This is a genomic window from Burkholderia sp. MSMB1835 (assembly GCF_001526365.1).
Taxonomy (GTDB): domain Bacteria; phylum Pseudomonadota; class Gammaproteobacteria; order Burkholderiales; family Burkholderiaceae; genus Burkholderia.
Map to the genome: position 1 here is coordinate 343,027 of NZ_LOYP01000042.1, position 19,772 is coordinate 362,798.

The 19,772-nt window shown below is 68.1% G+C and carries 17 protein-coding genes; 11 read left to right on the forward strand and 6 right to left on the reverse strand.

What is annotated here, in order from left to right:
- Nucleotides 1-10: 10 nt before the first annotated feature.
- From WS96_RS17800 to WS96_RS17815, 4 genes are all read left to right on the forward strand, one after another.
- A complete protein-coding gene (locus tag WS96_RS17800) occupies nucleotides 11-913 on the forward strand; it encodes an ABC transporter permease (protein WP_059834190.1) in 903 nt (300 codons plus the stop codon).
- Between the two features lies 1 nt (nucleotide 914).
- Entirely contained in the window at nucleotides 915-1,907 is a 993-nt protein-coding gene (locus WS96_RS17805) for an ABC transporter ATP-binding protein (protein WP_059834192.1), read from the forward strand.
- The gene (locus WS96_RS17810; protein WP_059834194.1) at nucleotides 1,904-2,923 is read left to right on the forward strand and encodes an ABC transporter ATP-binding protein; all 1,020 of its coding nucleotides are present in this window, start codon (nucleotides 1,904-1,906) and stop codon (nucleotides 2,921-2,923) included. The genes WS96_RS17805 and WS96_RS17810 overlap by 4 nt, the downstream gene beginning before the upstream one ends.
- A 168-nt stretch (nucleotides 2,924-3,091) precedes the next feature.
- The gene (locus WS96_RS17815) at nucleotides 3,092-4,564 is read left to right on the forward strand and encodes an OprD family porin (protein WP_059834196.1); all 1,473 of its coding nucleotides are present in this window, start codon (nucleotides 3,092-3,094) and stop codon (nucleotides 4,562-4,564) included.
- A gap of 54 nt (nucleotides 4,565-4,618) precedes the next feature.
- Here WS96_RS17815 and WS96_RS17820 read toward each other — a convergent pair whose 3' ends face one another.
- The 3 genes from WS96_RS17820 to WS96_RS17830 form a co-directional block, all read right to left on the reverse strand.
- On the reverse strand, nucleotides 4,619-5,614 hold the full coding sequence (locus tag WS96_RS17820) for a DedA family protein/thiosulfate sulfurtransferase GlpE (RefSeq protein ID WP_059834198.1): 996 nt from the start codon (nucleotides 5,612-5,614) through the stop codon (nucleotides 4,619-4,621).
- 154 nt (nucleotides 5,615-5,768) lie between these two features.
- Entirely contained in the window at nucleotides 5,769-6,038 is a 270-nt protein-coding gene (locus tag WS96_RS17825) for a hypothetical protein (RefSeq protein ID WP_006480304.1), read from the reverse strand.
- Nucleotides 6,039-6,309: 271 nt separating this feature from the next.
- Nucleotides 6,310-8,661: a phosphocholine-specific phospholipase C gene (locus WS96_RS17830; RefSeq protein ID WP_059834200.1), complete on the reverse strand. Its 2,352-nt coding sequence runs from the start codon at nucleotides 8,659-8,661 to the stop codon at nucleotides 6,310-6,312.
- A 581-nt stretch (nucleotides 8,662-9,242) separates the two neighbouring features.
- Here WS96_RS17830 and WS96_RS17835 point away from each other — a divergent pair.
- Nucleotides 9,243-9,743: a GNAT family N-acetyltransferase gene (locus WS96_RS17835; RefSeq protein ID WP_059834203.1), complete on the forward strand. Its 501-nt coding sequence runs from the start codon at nucleotides 9,243-9,245 to the stop codon at nucleotides 9,741-9,743.
- A 54-nt stretch (nucleotides 9,744-9,797) separates the two neighbouring features.
- On the opposite strand, the gene WS96_RS33740 is transcribed toward WS96_RS17835, so the two are convergent.
- A complete protein-coding gene (locus tag WS96_RS33740; protein WP_156443659.1) occupies nucleotides 9,798-9,986 on the reverse strand; it encodes a hypothetical protein in 189 nt (62 codons plus the stop codon).
- Nucleotides 9,987-10,000: 14 nt separating this feature from the next.
- On the opposite strand from WS96_RS33740, the gene WS96_RS17840 reads away from it, so the two are divergent.
- Nucleotides 10,001-11,596, forward strand: a complete 1,596-nt coding sequence (locus WS96_RS17840; RefSeq protein WP_059834205.1) for a thioredoxin family protein — start codon at nucleotides 10,001-10,003, stop codon at nucleotides 11,594-11,596.
- Between the two features lie 34 nt (nucleotides 11,597-11,630).
- Here the strand turns inward: WS96_RS17840 and WS96_RS17845 are convergent, their stop codons facing one another.
- Both WS96_RS17845 and WS96_RS17850 read right to left on the reverse strand, forming a co-directional pair.
- Complete coding sequence (locus WS96_RS17845) at nucleotides 11,631-11,882, reverse strand: DUF4148 domain-containing protein (RefSeq protein ID WP_059834207.1); 252 nt, start codon at nucleotides 11,880-11,882, stop codon at nucleotides 11,631-11,633.
- Nucleotides 11,883-12,194: 312 nt separating this feature from the next.
- The gene (locus WS96_RS17850) at nucleotides 12,195-13,598 is read right to left on the reverse strand and encodes a GntP family permease (RefSeq protein ID WP_059834209.1); all 1,404 of its coding nucleotides are present in this window, start codon (nucleotides 13,596-13,598) and stop codon (nucleotides 12,195-12,197) included.
- Between the two features lie 316 nt (nucleotides 13,599-13,914).
- Between WS96_RS17850 and WS96_RS17855 the strand changes: the two genes are divergently transcribed.
- From WS96_RS17855 to WS96_RS17875, 5 genes are all read left to right on the forward strand, one after another.
- On the forward strand, nucleotides 13,915-15,402 hold the full coding sequence (locus WS96_RS17855) for a sigma-54 interaction domain-containing protein (protein WP_059834211.1): 1,488 nt from the start codon (nucleotides 13,915-13,917) through the stop codon (nucleotides 15,400-15,402).
- 54 nt (nucleotides 15,403-15,456) lie between these two features.
- Entirely contained in the window at nucleotides 15,457-15,984 is a 528-nt protein-coding gene (locus WS96_RS17860) for a BON domain-containing protein (protein ID WP_059834213.1), read from the forward strand.
- A gap of 61 nt (nucleotides 15,985-16,045) precedes the next feature.
- On the forward strand, nucleotides 16,046-16,318 hold the full coding sequence (locus tag WS96_RS17865) for a hypothetical protein (RefSeq protein WP_059834215.1): 273 nt from the start codon (nucleotides 16,046-16,048) through the stop codon (nucleotides 16,316-16,318).
- Nucleotides 16,319-16,421: 103 nt separating this feature from the next.
- Nucleotides 16,422-16,745: an H-NS histone family protein gene (locus WS96_RS17870; RefSeq protein WP_059834216.1), complete on the forward strand. Its 324-nt coding sequence runs from the start codon at nucleotides 16,422-16,424 to the stop codon at nucleotides 16,743-16,745.
- Between the two features lie 595 nt (nucleotides 16,746-17,340).
- Nucleotides 17,341-19,698: a GNAT family N-acetyltransferase gene (locus WS96_RS17875; protein WP_059834218.1), complete on the forward strand. Its 2,358-nt coding sequence runs from the start codon at nucleotides 17,341-17,343 to the stop codon at nucleotides 19,696-19,698.
- The last annotated feature ends 74 nt before the right edge of the window (nucleotides 19,699-19,772 follow it).

Sequence of the window (19,772 nt, forward strand, 5' to 3'; positions counted from 1 at the left end):
AGGCACAGCGATGACCCCGACCACTCCCGTCGTCGGCCTGCCCGTGCAGACCGATTCGCCGCCGCGTTCGCGCTCGCCGCTCGAGCTGGCGTTCGCGCGCTTCCTTCACAACCGCGCGGCCGTGTTCAGCCTCGTGCTGCTCGCGTTGATCACGCTCGCCTGTTTCGCCGGCCCGTGGCTGCTCGCGGCCGATCCCGCCGCGAGCGACTGGGCCTCGATCAGCCTGCCGCCGACCTGGGCGAACCAGCACTGGTTCGGCACCGACGAGCTCGGCCGCGACCTGCTCGTGCGCACGCTGATCGGCGGCCGCGTATCGATCGAGGTCGGCCTGCTCGGCACGCTCGTGTCGGGCCTGTTCGGCGTCGCGTGGGGCGCGACCGCGGGCTTCGCGGGCGGCCGCGTCGACTCCGTGATGATGCGCATCGTCGACATGATGTACGCGATCCCGTACCTGCTGATCGCGATCCTGATGATGACCCTGTTCGGCCGCTCGTTCATGTTGGTCGTGCTGACCATCAGCGCGTTCTCGTGGATCGACATGGCGCGTGTCGTGCGCGGCCAGACGCTGTCGCTGCGCAACCGCGAGTTCGTCGATGCGGCGCGCGCGATCGGCGTGTCGCCGGCGTCGATCGTGCTGCGTCACGTCGTGCCGAACCTGCTCGGCGTGGTCGTCGTGTACGCGACGGTCTCGGTGCCCAATATCGTGCTGACCGAGTCGGTGCTGTCGTTCCTCGGCCTCGGCGTGCAGGAGCCGATGACGAGCTGGGGCGTGCTGATCCAGGACGGCGCGCAGAAACTGGAATCGATGCCGTGGCTGCTGCTGGCCCCGACCGTCATGCTGTGCGTGACGCTCTACTGCGTGAACTTCGTCGGCGATGGCCTGCGTGACGCGCTCGACCCGAAGGATCGCTGAAATGGCTGCACTGCTGGAAGTTGAAAACCTCGGCGTGCGCTTCACGCGCAAGGACGCGCCGCCGATCGACGCCGTGAACGGCGTGTCGTTCTCGCTCGAAGCCGGCAAGACGCTCGGCATCGTCGGCGAATCGGGCTCGGGCAAGAGCCAGACCGTGATGGCGCTGCTCGGCCTCCTGGCTGGCAACGGCACGACGACCGGCACCGCGCGCTACCGCGGCGAGAACCTGCTCGACATGAATACGCGCGCGTTGAACGCGGTGCGCGGCGACCGGATCGCGATGATCTTCCAGGATCCGATGACGTCGCTCAACCCGTTCCTGACGATCGAGCGGCAGATGACGGAGACGCTGCAACTGCATCGCAAGCTGTCGCGCAAGGCCGCGATCAAGCGCGCGATCGAGGCGCTCGAATCGGTGCGCATTCCCGATGCGGCGCGCCGCATCCGCATGTATCCGCACGAGTTCTCGGGCGGCATGCGCCAGCGCGTGATGATCGCGATGGCGCTCTTGTCCGAGCCGGAAATCCTGATCGCGGACGAACCGACCACCGCGCTCGACGTGACCGTGCAGGCGCAGATCATCGACCTGCTGCGCGAGCTGAACCGCGAGCGCGGCACCGCGATCGTGCTGATCACGCACGACATGGGCGTGGTCGCCGGCCTCGCCGACGACGTGATGGTCATGTACGCGGGCCGCACCGTCGAATACGCGCCGGCCGAATCGATCTTCGCGGCGCCGTCGCATCCGTACACGATCGGGCTGCTCAATGCGCTGCCGCGCCTGACCGACGCGGACGATGCGCCGCTCGTCGCGATTCCCGGCAACCCGCCGATGCCCGGCGCCGCGCCGGCCGGCTGTGCGTTCGCGAAGCGCTGCACGTATGCGGAAGAACGCTGCGCCGCTGCGCGCCCGGCGCTCGAAACCTATGGCGCCACGGGCGCGGTGCGCGCGTGCCACCGCCCGGTGGCCGATCTGACGGGAGGTCTGCGATGAGCGTCGATGAACGCCGCCAAGCCGGCGCGACGGACGACACGCTGCTGTCCGTCGAAAATCTGAAGGTGCATTTTCGCGTGCCGCTCGGCGGCTATCCGTGGTCGCCGAAGGGCACGCTGCGCGCGGTCGACGGCGTGTCGTTCGACGTCAGGCGCGGCGAGACGGTCGGGCTCGTCGGCGAATCGGGCTGCGGGAAATCGACGCTCGCGCGCGCGTTGGTCGGCCTCGTGCCGATGACGGCCGGCACCGTGAAATGGCGCGGCCAGGCCGTCGCGCCCGATCACCTGCGCGGCACCGCGATGCGGCGCGAAGTGCAGATGATCTTCCAGGATCCGCTCGCGTCGCTCGACCCGCGCATGACGATCGAGCAGGTCGTCGCGGAGCCGCTCGTCACGCATCAGCCCGGCCTCGGCCGTACCGACGTGCGCCGCCGCGTGATCGCGATGCTCGAACGCGTCGGCCTGAACGCGCATCACCTGCTGCGTTATCCGCATGAATTTTCCGGCGGGCAGTGCCAGCGCGTCGGCATTGCGCGCGCGCTGATCGGCGAGCCGCAGCTCGTGATCTGCGACGAGCCCGTCTCGGCGCTCGACGTGTCGATCCAGGCGCAGATCGTGAACCTGCTGCGCGATCTGCAACGCGAACTGTCGTTGTCCTATCTGTTCGTCGCGCACGACCTGGCGGTGGTGAAGGCCATCAGCCAGCGCGTGCTCGTGATGTATCTCGGCCGCGTGATGGAGTTCGGCACGCGGCATGACGTGTACGGCGTGCCGCAACACCCGTACACGAAGGCGCTGCTCGATGCGGCGCCGACGCCGGAGCCGGCGCGCGAGCGTGCTCGCCGTCCGATGCTGCTGGCGGGCGAGATGCCCTCGCCGCTCAACCCGCCGTCCGGCTGCGCGTTCCGCACGCGCTGCCCGGTCGCGATCGACGCGTGCGCGCAGGACGTGCCGCTGCCGGAAGTGCGGCAGGGGTCGGCGGCGCGCGTCGCGTGCATCCGCGCGGGCGCGGCGTGATGTGAAGTGACGCAGCAAACATAACCAAGGCAGGTCAACAGGGGTAGGTGCGGCGCGAACGATCTTCGCGCCGCGGGTACAGGCGCGTCCTTAGCCGGGCTCGCCGGGGGGCCGGGAGCGGATCGCAACCGGTGTGGACGATATCAACACGAGACGAGAATTATTACGATGAAAAAGCAGAAGACGATCGGGACGGCATCGAAGATGCTGCTCGCATGGGGACTGCCGGCGCTCGCCGGCGTTTCGCTGACGGGTGTCGCGCACGCCGACGACGCGGCGAGCGCGCCGCTGACGGTCGCGCAGGCCGCGCCGGCTGCCGGTACCGGCGCAGCCGTTGCGCAGGCAACGACGCCGAACGCCATTGTCAACGCCGAGGCGACCCAGGCCGTCACGCCGCCCGACGAGCCGTCGGCGCAGTCGAAATCGAACGGCTTCATCGCCGACAGCCATCTCGACTTCCTGTTCCGCAACTATGCGGACGTGCTCGACGCCAAGGGCGGGCCGCATCGCCATGCGTGGGTCCAGGGCGCGATGGCGAACTTCGAGTCGGGCTATACGACCGGCCTGATCGGGATCGGCTTCGACGCGTCGCTGTATGCGGCGCTGAAGCTCGACGGCGGTCAGGGCGCCGGCAGCATGGTGCACATCGCGAAGGGCGGCGGCGGCGGCAACCAGCTCGCGTGGGCCTACCCGGGCATCTACGACGTCAAGGCGCGCATTTCGAACACGGTGGTCAAGTACGGTCTGCAGGCCGTCGACAACCCGTTCATGGAGCAGCACGACAACCGTGCGTTGCCGCCGACGTTCCTCGGCGCGACGCTCGTCAGCAACGAATTCAAGAACGTGATGCTCGAGGCCGGCAGCTTCACGAAGACCGACGCGCGCGGCCATACGACGCTCACCAACCTGACGACGCAATACGGCGGCACGCGCATCAATCGCCTGACCTACGTCGGCGGCACGTGGGACTACTCGCCGAACGGCGAAGTCGCGCTGTACGCGAACCAGGCCGACGACGTGTGGCATCAGTACTACGCGTCGGTGAAGCACAGCATCGGCAGCCCGCAGACGATCAAGTGGACCGGCTTCGGCAACGTCTACTCGACGCACGACACGGGCGATGCGCTGCAAGGCAAGATCAACAACAACGCGTACAGCCTGTCGCTGGCGGCCCAGCATGGCCCGCACGAACTGCTGCTCGGCTTCCAGCAAGTGCTCGGCGACCAGTTCTTCGACTACCTGAACGAAACGAACGGCATCTTCCTGACCAACTCGATGGACGTCGACTACAACGCCCCGCACGAGAAATCGCTGCAGCTGCGTTACACGTTCTACGGCAAGGAAGCGGGCCTGCCGGGCTTCAAGGCGATGGTGTGGGGCGTGACGGGCTGGGGGGCGGACGGCAGCGCGGGCGCGGCGAACGACCCGAGCAAGTCGAGCATCTACTGGAGCAACGGCGCGCCGGTGCAGGGCCGTCACCACGAGTTCGGCTTCATCCCGTCGTACACGTTCCAGAGCGGCAAGCTGAAGAACACGAAGGTCACGTTCATCGCGATGTGGCACAACGGCTCCGCGCACTACTCGGACGCGTCGAACACCGAGTACCGTCTGGTCGTGAACCTGCCGCTGCACGCGTTCTGATGGAAGGGGGCGCAAGGCCCCCTGTCTCGCACGGCCGGCCCGCGATCGACGCGATCAGGCCGGCTTGTGCCATCCCGTGACGGAATCGTTCGCGGCGGGCACGTCTTCCACGAGCGACGTGAGCTGGCGGCCCGTGTCGCGCCATGCGTCGAGGCCGCCGCGCAGCGCGAGTGCGTCGGTGAAGCCTGCATCGAGCAGGCGCTTCGCCATCAGCGCGGCCGTCACTTCGTTCGGGCACGAGCAATACACGACGAACTTCTGCGTGAGCGGGTAGCGTGCGACGATGTCGCCGATCTGGCGCTCGTCGGCGAACTGCGCGCCGGGAATCGCGAACGGGTCGAGCTTGCGGTGCTCGGGCGAGCGGACGTCGAGCACCACTGGGGCGGCGGTGTCGCGCAGCAGCACGTCGAGCTCGTCGACGCCGATCCGCGCGTTCGCGAGCTGGCGGATCAGCGCGCGGCGGCGCATCCAGCGCACGGCCGCATAGATGGCGAGCAGCGCGACGATGACGAGCAGCGCCGCACGGCCGAGACGGCTCGCGCCGGCGAACAGCCAGTCGATCTGCCGGTAGAACACGAGGCCGGCGATCAGCCCGACGATCGTCCACAGCGCGGCGCCGAGCGCGTCGTAGCCGGCGAACGTGCGATAGCGCGTGCCGAGCGCACCGGCCATCGGCACCGACACCAGCGACAATCCGGGAATGAAGCGCGCGACCGCGAGCACGCGCACGCCGTAGCGGCCGAAGAAGCGTTCGGTCTTTTTCACGCAGGTATCGCGCGACAGCGACAGCCGGCAGATCGTCTTCAGCGTCGTGCCGCCGTAACGCCGCCCGGCGACGTACCAGACCGTGTCGCCGATCAGCGCGCCGAGCACCGACAGCACCACGACCGTCACGAGCTGCGAGCCGATCATCGCCGGATGCATCGCCGACATCGCGCCGAACAGCACGAGCGTCGGCATCGCGGGCACCGGCAGGCCGATGGCCGCCGCGAGCACGTTGGCGAACACGAGAAGCGGCCCGTACTGGGCGACGAGGTCACGTAGGAGCATGACGGCTGGCCGAAAAGGAAACGCGTGGGCGGGAAATGCAGATGGGCCGATTATCGGCCTTTTTCAACGCAGCGGCGGGAATGATGCAAAGCGCCTGACGGCGGCAGGGGGATGTGGGTGAGCCGACGCTTGGCGCGCGGCTCACCGTTCGGAATCAGGAGGGCGTGCGGGCGAGCGATGCGGCGCCGTGGTTTTCGCCGGGCAGCTCGGCGCCGTGCGAGCGGATCGCCGCGATCAGTTCGGCCGGGGTGATCTCGTAGCGGACTTCGCGGTGGATGCCGGGCTTGCGTTCGTCGATCTCGATCAGCAGCACGCTCTTGCCGTCGCCGGTCGCTTCGAGCCGGAGCGAGCGCAGTTCGCGGCCGTCGGCCGCGTCGTGTTCGGTGAGCAGGGTCATTGCCCCGGATGAGCCGGTAGTGCGCATCGAACCTATCCTCGTGTCGTGGATGCCTTGGCGGCAAAGATGTCTTTGTTGAATACGGCTTGATGCAGTTTAACGCGAACGGGCCGCAACACGGAGCATTTTCGTGGGGTGAAATGAGGGCTGAACCACCGATCCTTCTGATGTTTGAGCCGCGCCGGGCGGGCGTCTGCGCTGGATCGGGCGCCGGCGGGAACCGGTCCCCCGAGCGGCATTCGCGGCCACGCCGACGCGGGCGGCGACACGCGCTGCGCCGCGCGTCGCCGCGGTGGCGTCAGAAGCGGTCGGCGAGCCCCATCGCCGGGTCGCTGACCGAGTGCCGGCCGGTTTCCACGCGGCCGGCCACGCGGCGCGAGAAGCTCGCGTCGCTGTCGGCGGTGACGATGAAGTCGTACCAGTAGCCGGTCGAGTCGAGCTTCCAGTGCAGTTCGGACTGGTCGCCGGCGCGCACCGTGACGGTCCACGTGGTGCCGGCGCCATGGCCGTTGCCCCGATCCTGGCCGTTACCGTTTTCGTTGTCGCGGCCATGACCGTGGTCGTCGTTTCCGCCGTGTCCGGATAGCGGCCCGTAGACCTGGTTCGACTTCACCGTGAAGCGCACCGTGCCGCCGCCGTCGTTGCGCAGCCGCAGGTGGAGGTTGCCGCTCGCGCCCGCATAGCCGACGCGTACTTCCGGATGCGGCGCGCGCGCGCCGGCCAGGCGGCTCAGGTCGCCGGTGAAGCGGCGGTGATAGCCGTTCGGGCCGAGCACCCACAGGTCATATTTACCGCCATCGTCGGCGCGCGCGGCCCAGTCGCCGTGCAGCGTCTTGCCGGGCTCGACGACGTAGCGCCGCGGCAGCCGGTCGAGGTGCAGCTTGTCATAGACGTGAAACACGGCGGCGGCGCGGCCGGTGTTCGCGAACTTCAGCGTGACCGTGCCGGCGCCGGCATCGGTGCGCGCGCTCGCGTGCAGTTCGTACGGCAACGCGCGCGACGGGCGCACGCCGGTCGCCTGTGCGGGCAGCGCGGGCGTCGCGGGCGGCACGATCTTCGGCGCGGTTTGCTGCGCGGCGCTCAGTGCGTCGACCTGGCTTTTCGTCGTCCGGCCCGCGAGCGTCGGCAGCGGCTCGTTGTTCGGCGTGCGGAAATTGAACGCGCTCGTCAGGTCGCCGCACACCGCGCGGCGGTACGCGCCGATCTGCGGCTCCGCGACGCCGAAGCGCGTCTCGAGGAAGCGCAGGGTCGACGTATGGTCGAACACCTGCGAGTTGACCCAGCCGCCGCGGCTCCACGGCGACACGATCCACATCGGCACGCGCGGGCCCGGGCCGTACGGGCGGCCGTCGGTCGCCGGCTGGCTCGACGTCGCCGGCGTGAAGTCGTGGTATTCGACCGCGACGTCGGCGGCCGACAGCGTATGGCCGCCCGCGAGCGTGCCGTCGGCGTTGCGCGACGGCACGGCCGGCGACGGCATGTGGTCGAAGAAGCCGTCGTTCTCGTCGTAGTTGACCAGCAGCACGGTCTTGCTCCAGACCTCCGGATTCGCCGTCAGCGCGTCGAGCACGGCCTGCACGTACCAGCCGCCCTGCGCGGGGCTCGACGGCCCAGGGTGCTCGCTGTACGCGGACGGCGGGATGATCCACGACACTTCCGGCAGCTTGCCGTTGCGGATGTCGTCGCGGAACGTTTCGAGAAAGCCGTACGGCATCGTGTTGCCGAAGCCCTTCGCGAGCGGGCTCAGCGGATCGTCGATCGCGGGGTCGTAGAACGCGCCGGCCGCCGTCACCGGCTGCGTGATATCCGTCGACGCGACGTACGCGGGCCGGCGCGCGGCCGGCATCTGCTCGATCGCCGCGCGCCAGTGGCGGAAGCTCATCATCTCGTTGCAGCCGAAATTGTCGATCAGGCTCTGGTAGACCTTCCAGCTCACGCCCGCCCGTTGCAGCCGGTCCGCATAGGTCGTCCAGGTCCAGCCCTGGCTCGACGGGCCGATGTCGTTGCCGCCGTTGAACTGGTTGTTCAACGCGGCGATCTTCACGCGGCTGCCGTCGGCCGGGCTGATGCCGTTCGGGCCGTTGGTGCCGCTCCAGTAGAACAGGCGGTTCGCGATCGTGCCCGTGTGCATCCCGCAGTGGTAGTGGTCGCACAGCGTGAACGCATCGGCGAGCGCGCGCTGGAACGGCACTTCGGCCGCGTCGTAATAGCCCATCGACAGCGGCGTCTTCGCGTCGGGCCAGCGGTTCATCCGGCCGTGATCCCACGCGGCCTGCGCGTCGGCCCACGTGTGCGGCGTGCCGCCCGCGCGCTGCGCGTTGCCCTGGCGCGCGTCGAGGTGATACGGCGTCACGGTCGCGGCGGGCGCCGCCTTCGTGTACGCCTGATAGAACACGTCGCGGCCGTTCGGCGATGGCACCGCGAAGCGGTCGCCATAGCCGCGCACGCCCTTGAACGTGCCGAAGTAGCTGTCGAACGCGCGGTTCTCCATCATCAGCAGCACGACGTGCTTGACGTCCTGGATGGTCCCCGTTTCGTGGAAGGCGGGAATGGCGAGCGCGCGGCGAATGCTCGGCGGAAACGCGGACAGCGCGGCGGCGGCGAGGCCGGAGCCGGCGGTCTGCTGAAGGAATTTGCGGCGTGACGTCATGGCGTTCGGATCCTGTGAGGGTGGGAGCGTTCGTGAGTTCGTCCGGCGGCGCCCGCGCGGCGTCCCGCCCCGGGACAATCCGCGATGCGTGCGTGCCTGGGGTGTCGGCCCTGCGTCGCGGCGCGTATCGCGCCCGACGCGCGACGTCGCGCGGATGCCGCGGCCTCGCTGTCGCGATCCTGCGTGCTACATGCGCGTGATGCGCGGGGCAGGTATCGGCACACACCGGCCAGACGCACGCCGGGCTGGGGCGGCGCCCAGTCTAGGGGCGCGACATGACGTCGACGTGATGAAGAAATGACATCGCATGTCGCGTGCGTGACGTTGCGTGCGCAACGATTCGTTCACGCATGAATGCGGGATTGAAAACGGTAAGAAATTACCGGTCGTCGCAGGCGCGACCGGTCAGAATTTTCCGGATTTCGTGGGGATGGCATGCACTCGCTTCGTTGCGGATACAACCTGACGCGCGACGGCGTGACGCCCATGTTTCAAATGCGTGAAATCGGCTAAGCTCGATGCGTTGCTGCGCGCGTGCGCAGTCCGCGCGTTCGGCGCGACTTTTCGGAACCGGCCCACCCATGACCGATATCAGGATCCGGCACAGCGAGACGCACGACGTCGACGCGATCCGGCAGATCGCCGCGCATCCCGCGGTGTACACGAATACGTTGCAGCAGCCATTTCCGTCGCTCGAAAAATGGCGGAAGCGGCTCGACGACGTGCGCGAGCACGGCGTGAGCCTCGTTGCCGAAATAGACGGCACGGTGGTCGGCCACCTCGGCCTGCATCCCGAGCCGAATCCGCGCCGGCGCCACGCGGCGGCGCTCGGCATGATGGTCGACGCGGCCTATCACGGGCGCGGCATCGGCGGCCGGCTGCTCGCGGCCGCGATCGATCTCGCGGAGAACTGGCTGAACATCACGCGTCTCGAACTGACCGTGTTTACCGACAACCGTGCGGCGATCGCGCTCTACGAGCAACACGGTTTCCGCATCGAAGGCGAATCGCCGGATTACGCGTTGCGCGACGGCGTGCATGCGTCCGTGTATCACATGGCCCGGCTCAGGGCGCGGCAATGAAGGGCCGGCCGTCGCGGACGTGACGGCACGCGGGCACGACGCCGCGCGTCATATTCAATCGAGAATTCGTTCGTTTTCCTTCGGCTGTACCCGTCGTATCGTCGAACGATTTGCCGGTCGCCGCGGTCGGCTTCGTTTTTCCGTATCGATGCGTGCGCGGCGCTGCAGGTCGGCCGGCTTCATCGCCATCGCATCGCGGCCCTCGTTGTGCGCGCGGCATCCCCCTGAAACCGTCTTTTTCAACGGAACCCGCTTCGATGAAAACCGTTCTTCGCAATCTCACCGCCGCCTGTCTGTTCGCTGCCGCCAGTGCCGCGCTTGCCGCTGCCGCGCCCACCGGCGCTCCGGTGGCGAACGCATTGCCCGACGGTGCGCATCTGCCGCCCGGCATCGCATGGCAACACGGCGACGTCGATGCCGCGTTCGCGCTCGCGAAGCGCGAGGGCAAGCCGCTGCTGCTGTACTGGGGCGCGGTATGGTGTCCGTCGTGCAACCAGGTGAAGTCGACGATCTTCAGCCAGCAGGCATTCAAGACGCGTTCGTCGTTCTTCGTGCCCGTGTATCTCGACGGCGATACCGAAAGCGCGCAGAAGCTCGGCGAGCGTTTCAAGGTGCACGGCTATCCGACGATGATCCTGTTCCGCCCCGACGGCACCGAAGTGACGCGGCTGCCGGGCGAAGCCGATCTCGACCGCTACATGCAGGCGCTGTCGCTCGGGATGACGGCCGCGCATCCGGTGCGGCAGACGCTCGCGACGGCGCTGAAGAACGGCGCGTCGTTGACGCCGGACGAATGGCGCCTGCTGGCCGACTATTCGTGGGATACCGACGGCGCGTTGCCGGTGCCGGCCGATCGCGTCGCCGAGACGCTGCAGTCGCTCGCGCAACGCGCCCGGGCGGCGGGTGCGAAAGCCGAATCGGCGCGTTTCGCGCTGAAGTCGGCGGTGGTCGCCGCGTCGGACGACCCGGCGCAGGCCGGTGCGCTCGACAAGGCCGCGCTTGCCGATTCGCTGCGCACGGTGCTGCGCGATCCGGCGCTGTCGCGGGCCGATTCGGACGTGCTGGTCGCGGCGCCCGCGCGCGTGGTCGCGTATCTCGGCGGCGACGACGCGCAGCGCGCGAAGTTGCGCGGCGCGTACGACACGGCGCTGGCGCGCTTGTCGACCGACGGCACGCTGTCGTCGATCGACCGGCTGATGGCGCTGCACGGCCGCGTGCTGCTCGCGCGCGGCGATGCGCGCAAGGGCGCACCGCCCGCCGCACCGGCGCTGGCCGACACCGCGCGCAAACAGATCGCCGCATCGGTGCAGCGCGCGGCGAACGCGTACGAGCGGCAGGCGCTCGTCAGCGAAGGCGCGGACACGCTGACCGACGCGGGGCTGTACGACGAATCGGATGCGTTGCTGAAGGCCGAGTTGCCGCGTTCGTCCACGCCGTACTACTTCATGTCGGGGCTGGCCGCGAACGCGAAGGCGCGCGGCGACAAGGCGGCCGCGCTCGACTGGTATCGCAAGGCGTACGACGCGGCGAGCGGGCCGGCGACGAAGCTGCGCTGGGGCGCGACCTACTTTGCGAATGCGGTCGAACTGGCGCCGGACGATTCGGCGCGCATCGAAGGGATTGCAGCCAGTGTGCTCGCGCAGGCCGACAAGACCCGGGACGCGTTCTACGGCGCGAACCTGCGCGCGCTGACCAAGGTCGTCACGCAACTGAACCGCTGGCGCGGCAGCGGCGCGCACGATGCGTCGGTCAGGTCGGTCGTGAAGCAGTTCGACGGCGTGTGCGGGAAGCTGCCGGCGGGCGATCCGCAGGCGGCGGCGTGCGCGAAGCTGATCCAGCCCGTGAAGGCGTAACGGCGCGCGGGGGGATCGCCGGGCGGGCCGACGATTACCGGCCCGACTCCGACGACGCGCCGCGATCGCTGCCGTATCCGGCGTCGTGCTGACGGGCGATCTTCGCTTCGGCGGAGACGATGCTGGCCGGATAGAACCAGTCGCTCGACTGGAAGCCGGCCTGCTTGAGCGCCTTGACTTCGGCGTGGACCTGCGCACGCGTGAGCGGCTGGTTCGACTGGGCGTGCGCGGCGAACGGGGCCGACACGGCGAGGACGGCGGCAATGGCTGGGATCAGGCGCTTCATGATGGGGACCTCCACGATTTCCGGTGAATCGCGGCGCTTCGTTCGTCGAAGCGCCGCGAGACGTTGAAACCAGTGTAGGCCGAGGCAGGCGCCTGAAAAATGCGATCGCGCCCAACGCAGTGTTTTGCTGCGGGTAACAATGCGTGGGGGGCGGGGGCGAGCGATGGCCCGGACGACTGCCGGCGTGTCGATTTGGCGTAGGGAAATGAAAATCGGACCGGATGCGCTTGCCGGAATCCGTTCCGGTGCGCATGCGGTCCGATCCTGAAAGGCGAGACGGCGGCGCACGCAGCGCCGCCCCGATGCCGAGGCTTACACGAGCCCCGTCGCGTAGTACACGGCGATCACGAAGAACACCGCGAGCGTCTTGATGACGGTGACCGCGAAGATGTCGCGATACGACTCGCGGTGCGTGAGGCCCGTGACGGCGAGCAGCGTGATGACCGCGCCGTTGTGCGGCAGCGTGTCCATGCCGCCGCTCGCCATCGCGACGACCCGGTGCAGCACGTCCATCGGGATGTTGGCCGCCTGCGCGCCCTTGATGAACAGGTCCGACATCGCGGCGAGCGCGATGCTCATGCCGCCGGACGCGGAGCCCGTGATGCCCGCGAGCGAGCTGACCGACACGGCTGCGTTGACGAGCGGGTTCGGGATGCTCTTCAGCGCATCGCTGACGACGAGGAAGCCCGGCAGCGCGGCGATCACGCCGCCGAAGCCGTATTCCGACGCGGTGTTCATCGCGGCGAGCAGCGCGCCGGCGACGGCGGCCTTCGAGCCGGCCGCGAAGCGACCGCTGACGCGCTTGAATGCGGTCAGCAAGACCAGCACGATCCCGAGCAGCAGCGCGGCCTCGACCGACCAGATCGCGACGACCGTCTTGATCGACGTCGTGACCGGCGCGTGCACGCCCGGCAGCACTTCCGGCGCGACCGTGTAAGACGCGGCGCTGTACCACTGCGGGATCAGCTTCGTGAACGCGAAGTTCGACACGCCGACGAGGATCAGCGGCAGGATCGCCAGTGCGGGATGCGGCAGCGCCGTTGCCTCGACGCGCTCCGGCTCGTTGACGAGCGACGTGCCGTAGCCTTCGCCCTTCGCCATCGCCGAACGGCGGCGCCATTCGAGATACGCGAGGCCGACGACGATGATGAACAGCGAGCCGATCGTGCCGAGCGCGGGCGCGGCCCAGGCAGTCGTCTTGAAGAACGTGGTCGGGATGATGTTCTGGATCTGCGGCGTGCCGGGCAGCGAATCCATCGTGAACGAGAACGCGCCGAGTGCAATCGCGCCGGGCATCAGCCGTTTCGGGATGTTGCTCTGGCGGTAGAGTTCGGCCGCGAACGGATAGACCGCGAACACCACGACGAACAGCGATACGCCGCCATAGGTGAGCAGCGCGCACACCGCGACGATCACCGCATTCGCGCGCGAGCGGCCGATGTAGCGGATCGCCGCGTGGACGATCGACTCGGAGAACCCGGACAGTTCGATCACCTTGCCGAATACGGCGCCGAGCATGAAGACCGGGAAATACAGTTTGACGAAGCCGACCATCTTCTCCATGAAGATGCCGGAGAAGACCGGTGCGACGGCGGCGGGGTCGGTCAGCAGCACCGCGCCGAGCGCGGCGATCGGCGCGAACAGGATCACGCTGTAGCCGCGATACGCGGCAAACATCAGGAACGCCAGCGCGGCGAGGACGATCACGAAAGACAAGGGAGTCTCCTAATGGCTTTGGTTGTTGTTCGATCGCGCGGTGCGCCGCGGACCGGCTCAGGTTCGTGCAGGTTTCGTGCCATCGGCCGGATTGCGCCGCCGGACATGGGTCCGCCGGCGGCCGGCGGGCCCGCGCCGGCGTAGGTCTGACGATTCTACATAAAACGTCTCCATCCGGAGACGTTTTGGCCATCCGGTCGACCGTCGACATCGTGCAGGGCTTTCCCGGACACCGCATTGCGGCATGTCTCCGGAATGAGATAATCCGTCTCGTTCCGGAGACACCCGGCCGACGATAAACGGAGACGAAGACACGATGATGAACGACTGGGCCCGCCTGCCCGTCAACTACGGCGACGTGCTGCGGCGCGCTGCCGAGTCGCTGTTCCGGACCTTCGAGGATTCGAGCGCGGGCACGGTGGTCGTCGATCGCGACGCGCGCGTCGTGTGGATGAACGAGCGTTATGCGGCGCGCTTCGGTTTCGCCGATCCGCAGCAGGCCGTCGGCCTCGATTGCGAGGCCGTGATTCCGAACAGCCTGATGCGCGAGGTCGTGTCGACCGGGCAGCCGATCCTGCTCGACATCATGGAGACGGGCCGCGAGCCGCTCGTCGTCACGCGCCTGCCGTTGAAGAACGAGGCCGGCGAGACGGTCGGCGCGATCGGCTTCGCGCTGTTCGACCAGTTGAAGACGCTCACGCCGATTTTTTCCCGCTACGCGCAGCTTCAGCAGCAACTGATCGCGACGCAGCGCTCGCTCGCCCAGGCGCGCCGCGCGAAATACACGTTCGCGAGCTTCGTCGGCACGAGTGCCGCGAGCCTCGAGACCAAGCGCCAGGCGCGCCGCGCCGCGCAGGTCGACTCGCCGGTGCTGCTGCTCGGCGAGACGGGCACCGGCAAGGAGCTGCTCGCCCACGCGATACACGCGGCATCGGCGCGTGCGCTCCAGCCGCTCGTGACCGTCAACGTCGCCGCGATTCCCGACACGCTGCTCGAAACCGAATTCTTCGGCGCGGCGCCCGGCGCGTACACCGGCGCCGATCGCAAGGGGCGCGTCGGAAAATTCGAGCTGGCCGATCGCGGCACGCTGTTTCTCGACGAGATCGGCGACATGCCGCTGCCGTTGCAGGGCAAGCTGCTGCGTGTGCTGCAGGACAAGGAGTTCGAGCCGGTCGGCTCGAACCGGATCGTGCGCGCGGACGTGCGCATCATTGCCGCCACGTCGGCCGACCTGCCGGCGCTCGTGGCAGCCGGGCGGTTTCGCGCGGATCTCTATTACCGGCTGAACGTGCTGACGATCCATGCGCCGCCGTTGCGCGAGCGCGCATCGGATATCGCCGCGCTCGTCTACGCGACGCTCGAGGAGCTGGCGGCTCAGCACGGGCGCGCCGCGCACTGCGAGCTGACCGACGATGCGCTGCGGATGCTGTGCGCGTATCCGTGGCCCGGCAACGTGCGCGAGTTGCGCAATACGCTCGAACGCGCGCTGATGCTGTCGGACCGTTCGGTGATCGATGCGCGTGCGCTCGCGCCGTTTCTCGGGCCGGTGCGCATCTCGCCGGAGGGTGCCGCGCCGATGCAGCGAGTCGCCGCGGCGCCGGCCGAGCAGCGCGCGGGCGATGCGTCGACGGCATCCGGTGCGCCGGCCGCCTCGTACGCCGATGCGCTGGCGGCCTGGGAGCGCCAGTTTCTGACCGATGCGCTGGCGGCCTGCGACGGGAAAGTGGTCGAAGCGGCCGCGCGTATCGGGATCGGTCGCGCGACGCTGTACAAGAAACTGGCGGCGCTCGGTATCGACCGGTAGGCCGATCGGCGATGCCGATGCGGCTCGACGTAACGCATCGAACGGGAGATCGCGATGAAGCGGATCGGCATTGCAGGATGGCTCACCATGTTGCTCGCGAGCGCCGCACTCGCGCAGGCCAGCGACGCCGATGCGCCCGACGCGCGGCGCAACTGGTACGGCGATCCGTTCGTCGCGCTGTCGCAGGACGTGGCCGAATGCCCATTGCCGCTCGGCCCGTGGATGACGCGCGCCGAGATGACGGACGATGCGCACTACCGCGCCGAACGCGGCACGACCTGCTGGCTCGCCCATCGCTGCACGAAGCCGAACTCGTATATGTATGACGCGTCGATCGCCGATGCGGCGAAGGCGCACTTCGCCGGCTCGGATCGTCTGCGCGGCACGAGCCTGTGGATCACCGTGCAGCGACGTTTCGTCTACGTCGAAGGATGCGCGGATACGACGCTCGATCGTCAGGCGCTGCAACGCGAATTCGAGGCGCTTCCGGACGTCGAGCAGGTTTTCGTTCGCATCACCGACGATCCGCGCAAGCGCTTGCCGTACAAGGCGCGCGGGCAACCCGAGCGCACGCCGGACTGACGGCCGAAGGGCTGCCCATGGCATACTCGCGACATTCAAAAAAAGGTTGACGGGAAGAACGATGAAACACATGCTTGCGTCGGTCTGTTGGTGGCCTCGGGCGGCCGTGATGGGGGTTCTGGTTGCCGGGCTCGGCGGGTGCGGTGGCAGTGCTCCACTGTTCACGTCGGACGGGCGTCCGACCACTCAGGTGCAATGCACCGGCAGCGACTGGAGCAATTGCACCGACAATGCCCGGGCCATGTGCAACGGCGATTTCGACGTGATCCAGCAATCGACGGATGACGCCGTGCGAAATCTTCTCTTCGCATGCAAGAAGAAGAGCGGTTATTGATCCCGAAATGACCGGCCGAGGAGATCACGATCGGGCGAAGCGCTTTTCCGTTTGCTTTGAGTCACTTGTTTTTCACGAATAACACTCATGGAGTCCCATCCATATGGCGACCTACAGGCAACTGAGCGCGCAGCTCGAACGGCTTCAGCAAAAAATCGACAAGGAACGCGAAAAGGCGATTGCCGATGCGATTGCGCATATCCGCGCGAAAATCGACGAATACGACATTACGCCGGAAGAGCTCGGTTTTCTTCCGGCAAAATCGGCTGCCGCCGCTGCCGCCGCTGCCGCCGCTACCGCCGCGAAGCCCAAGCGAACCTTGCCGCCGAAGTACCTGAACCCGAAGACAGGTGAAACCTGGAGCGGCCGCGGGCGGGCGCCGGCATGGCTGGGCAAGAATCGCGGGCGTTTCCTGATCAAGGACTGACTCCCGAAAATCCTCACCTTTCGCGTGCCGACCGACGGTGCGAACGGCCCTGCGGCCTTCGCACCGTTTTGTTTGGGCGCAATCGTCATGCGCTTTTCCCCGGCGAATTGAAGTGCAACGTCGCGCAATTAACGGATCCCGTTTTGCGAATTCGCCGCGATCCGGCCGCATATTGCGGCGAATTTCCGTAAACACCCGCGTAATGGCGCAATGCATGCGCATTGTCGTTCGCGCTTTTCGCGGTGCCTGCCCGACACGGATTTTCATCACCTTTCGCATGCTGGCGCGGTGTGTCGTGCGATTCCCGAAGATACTCACCATGGCTCCTGTAAATCCTCACCTTTGAGAAGCGGCTGCAGCGTCGTGCCGCGTGACGTGCCGCGCTGCGTGCATCGCGCGAAGAACTGGCGCTGCGACGCCGGGCAGCGTGGGTTGCCGTCCATGGTGCGAGCATTGACGGCCGTCGAATAGTCGGCCGTTCGGCATATAGGCAGTCGCGGGCGCTTCGCCTATGCTTGGAGTTCGCGTCGATCGGCGCACGGCCTGCGTGGCCGCATGCCGATCGTGTCGTCTTTCGTCACCGCAGGGAGCCGATGTGACCGTTCGCCATCTCGATGCGTTGTTCCAGCCCAGGTCCGTGGCGATCGTCGGCGCGTCGTCGCGCGCGGGCAGTATCGGCGCGATGGTGTGGTCGCGTGTGCTCGACGGCGCGTTCCAGGGGCCCGTGTGGCCGGTCAATCCGAAATATCGCGAGCTGGACGGGCATGCGGTCGTCTCCGATGTCGACCGGCTGCCCACGCCGCCGTCGGTTGCCGTGATCTGCACGCCGCCCGCGACCTGGGCCGGCATCGTGCGCAAGCTGGGCGAGCTCGGCACGCGCGTCGCGGTGATTGTCGGCGAGGCGCGCACCGAGGCCGATCGCGCTGCGGTCGATCGCACGCTGAAGGCGGCGAAGCCGTTCGTGCTCCGTATCGTCGGGCCCGGCAGTCTCGGCGTGTCGTCGCCCGCGCGGCATGCGCATTTCGGCGCGCCTGCCTATACGGCGCGATCGGGCGGTGTCGCCTGGGTGTCGCAATCGAATGCGCTGACGAACGCGGTGCTGGGCTGGGCCGATGCGCGGGGCCTCGGCTTTTCGCATGTCGTCGCGCTCGGCAGCGAATCCGATGTCGATGCGGGCGACGTCCTCGACTATCTGGCGAGCGATCCCGGCACGCGCGCGATCCTGCTCGAGCTCGATACCGTGCGCGCGGCGCGCAAGTTCATGTCGGCGGCGCGCGCGGCCGCACGCAACAAGCCGGTGCTCGCGTTGCGCACCGGCCGTGCCGATCCCGGCGATGCGCTCTACACGGCGGCGTTCCAGCGCGCGGGCATGGTGCGCGTCGATGCGCTCGACGATCTGCTCGACGAAATCGAGACGCTCGGCGTCGGCCGCGTCACCGCGCGGGGCGCGGCGACGCTCGTGACGAGCGATGCAGGCGTGGCGAAACTCGCGGTCGATGCGGTCGCCGAAGTGCGCGACGTGCTGACCGACTGGTCGCCCGCGGCAACGTCGGCCGTCGCGGCCGCGCTGCCGCACCTCGCGGCGCCCGGCAACCCGCTCACGCTGGGCGACGATGCGCGCCCCGAGCACTTTGCCGCGGCAATCAAGGCGCTCGCCCCGTTTCCGCAGACGGGCACGCTGTTCGTCGTTCATTCCACTTCGCACAGCGCGCCGGCCGATTCGGTCGCGCGCACGCTGATCGACGCGCGGCAGCATGCGCATCGCGGCATCCTCGCGTGTTTCTTCGGCGCGGTCGACGCGGCGACGCGCGACGCGCTGCACGCGAACGGCATTCCGGTGCACACGACGCCGCAGCGGCTCGCACGCGCCTATGCGCGTCTCGTCGACTACAACCTCGGGCGCCAGTTGCTGATGCAGACGCCGGAGGGCACGCCGCCGCAGCCGGCCGAGTGCGTGGCGTCCGCCCAGGCCGACGCACGCCGCATGGTCGAAGCCGGTCAGCATGAACTGGCCGGCGAAGCCGCGCTGCATTGGCTGTCCCGTTTCGGTCTGCAAGGCGAGCAGCCCGACGAACCGGCCGGCAAGAAGGTCGTCGACATCACGGTCGACATGTACGACGATTCGAACTTCGGTCCGGTGTTTCGCTATGCGGTGCCACCGGCCGATGGCGTATCGGCGCCGTTCGTCGTCTACGGCCTGCCGCCGCTGAACACGGTGCTCGCCCGCGCGGTGATGGAGCGTTCGCCGTATGCGCGCAGCACGCCCGTCGAGCCGACGCTCGATGCGCTGACGGCACTGTCGCAAGTCGTGTGCGACGTGCGCGAAGTCGTTGCGATGTCGGTCACGCTGCGCGTGCTGCCCGACCGCACATGGGTGGTCGCGCCGCGCATCACGCTGGCTTCGGGGCGCAGCCGGCTCGCGATCATGCCGTATCCGCGGCACCTCGAGCAGACGCTCGAGTGGCGTGGCGAGACGGTGACGATCCGTCCGATCCGTCCGGAAGACGAGGCCGCTCACAACGAGCTGCTCGGCGCGATGACGCCGGAAGATCTGCGGATGCGTTTCTTCGGCGCGGTGCGCAGCTTCGATCATTCGCAGGTGGCGCGCATGACGCAGATCGATTACGACCGTGAGATGGCTTTCATCGTGTCCTTCACCGATGTGTCGGGCCGCGACCACACGCTCGCGGTCGCGCGTGCAGTCGCCGATCCCGACAACGAGACGGCGGAGTTCGCGATCGCGGTGCGGCCCGATCAAAAGGGCAAGGGGCTCGGCCGGCTGATGATGACCCGCATCATCGACTACGCGCGCTCGCGCGGCACCGCGTGGATGGTCGGCGAGGCGCTGCGCGAGAATTCGGCGATGATCTCGCTCGCGAAATCGTGCGGGTTTGCGGTGTCGACGACGGAGGAGCCTGGCGTCGTGGGTTTCAGGATGAAATTGCAGCCGTAGGCGTCGGTTTCAGGTCTGGCGCTTGGGGCAACGCAGGGCGCCGACGCGTCCGAACATTTCGCCATGCCGCACGC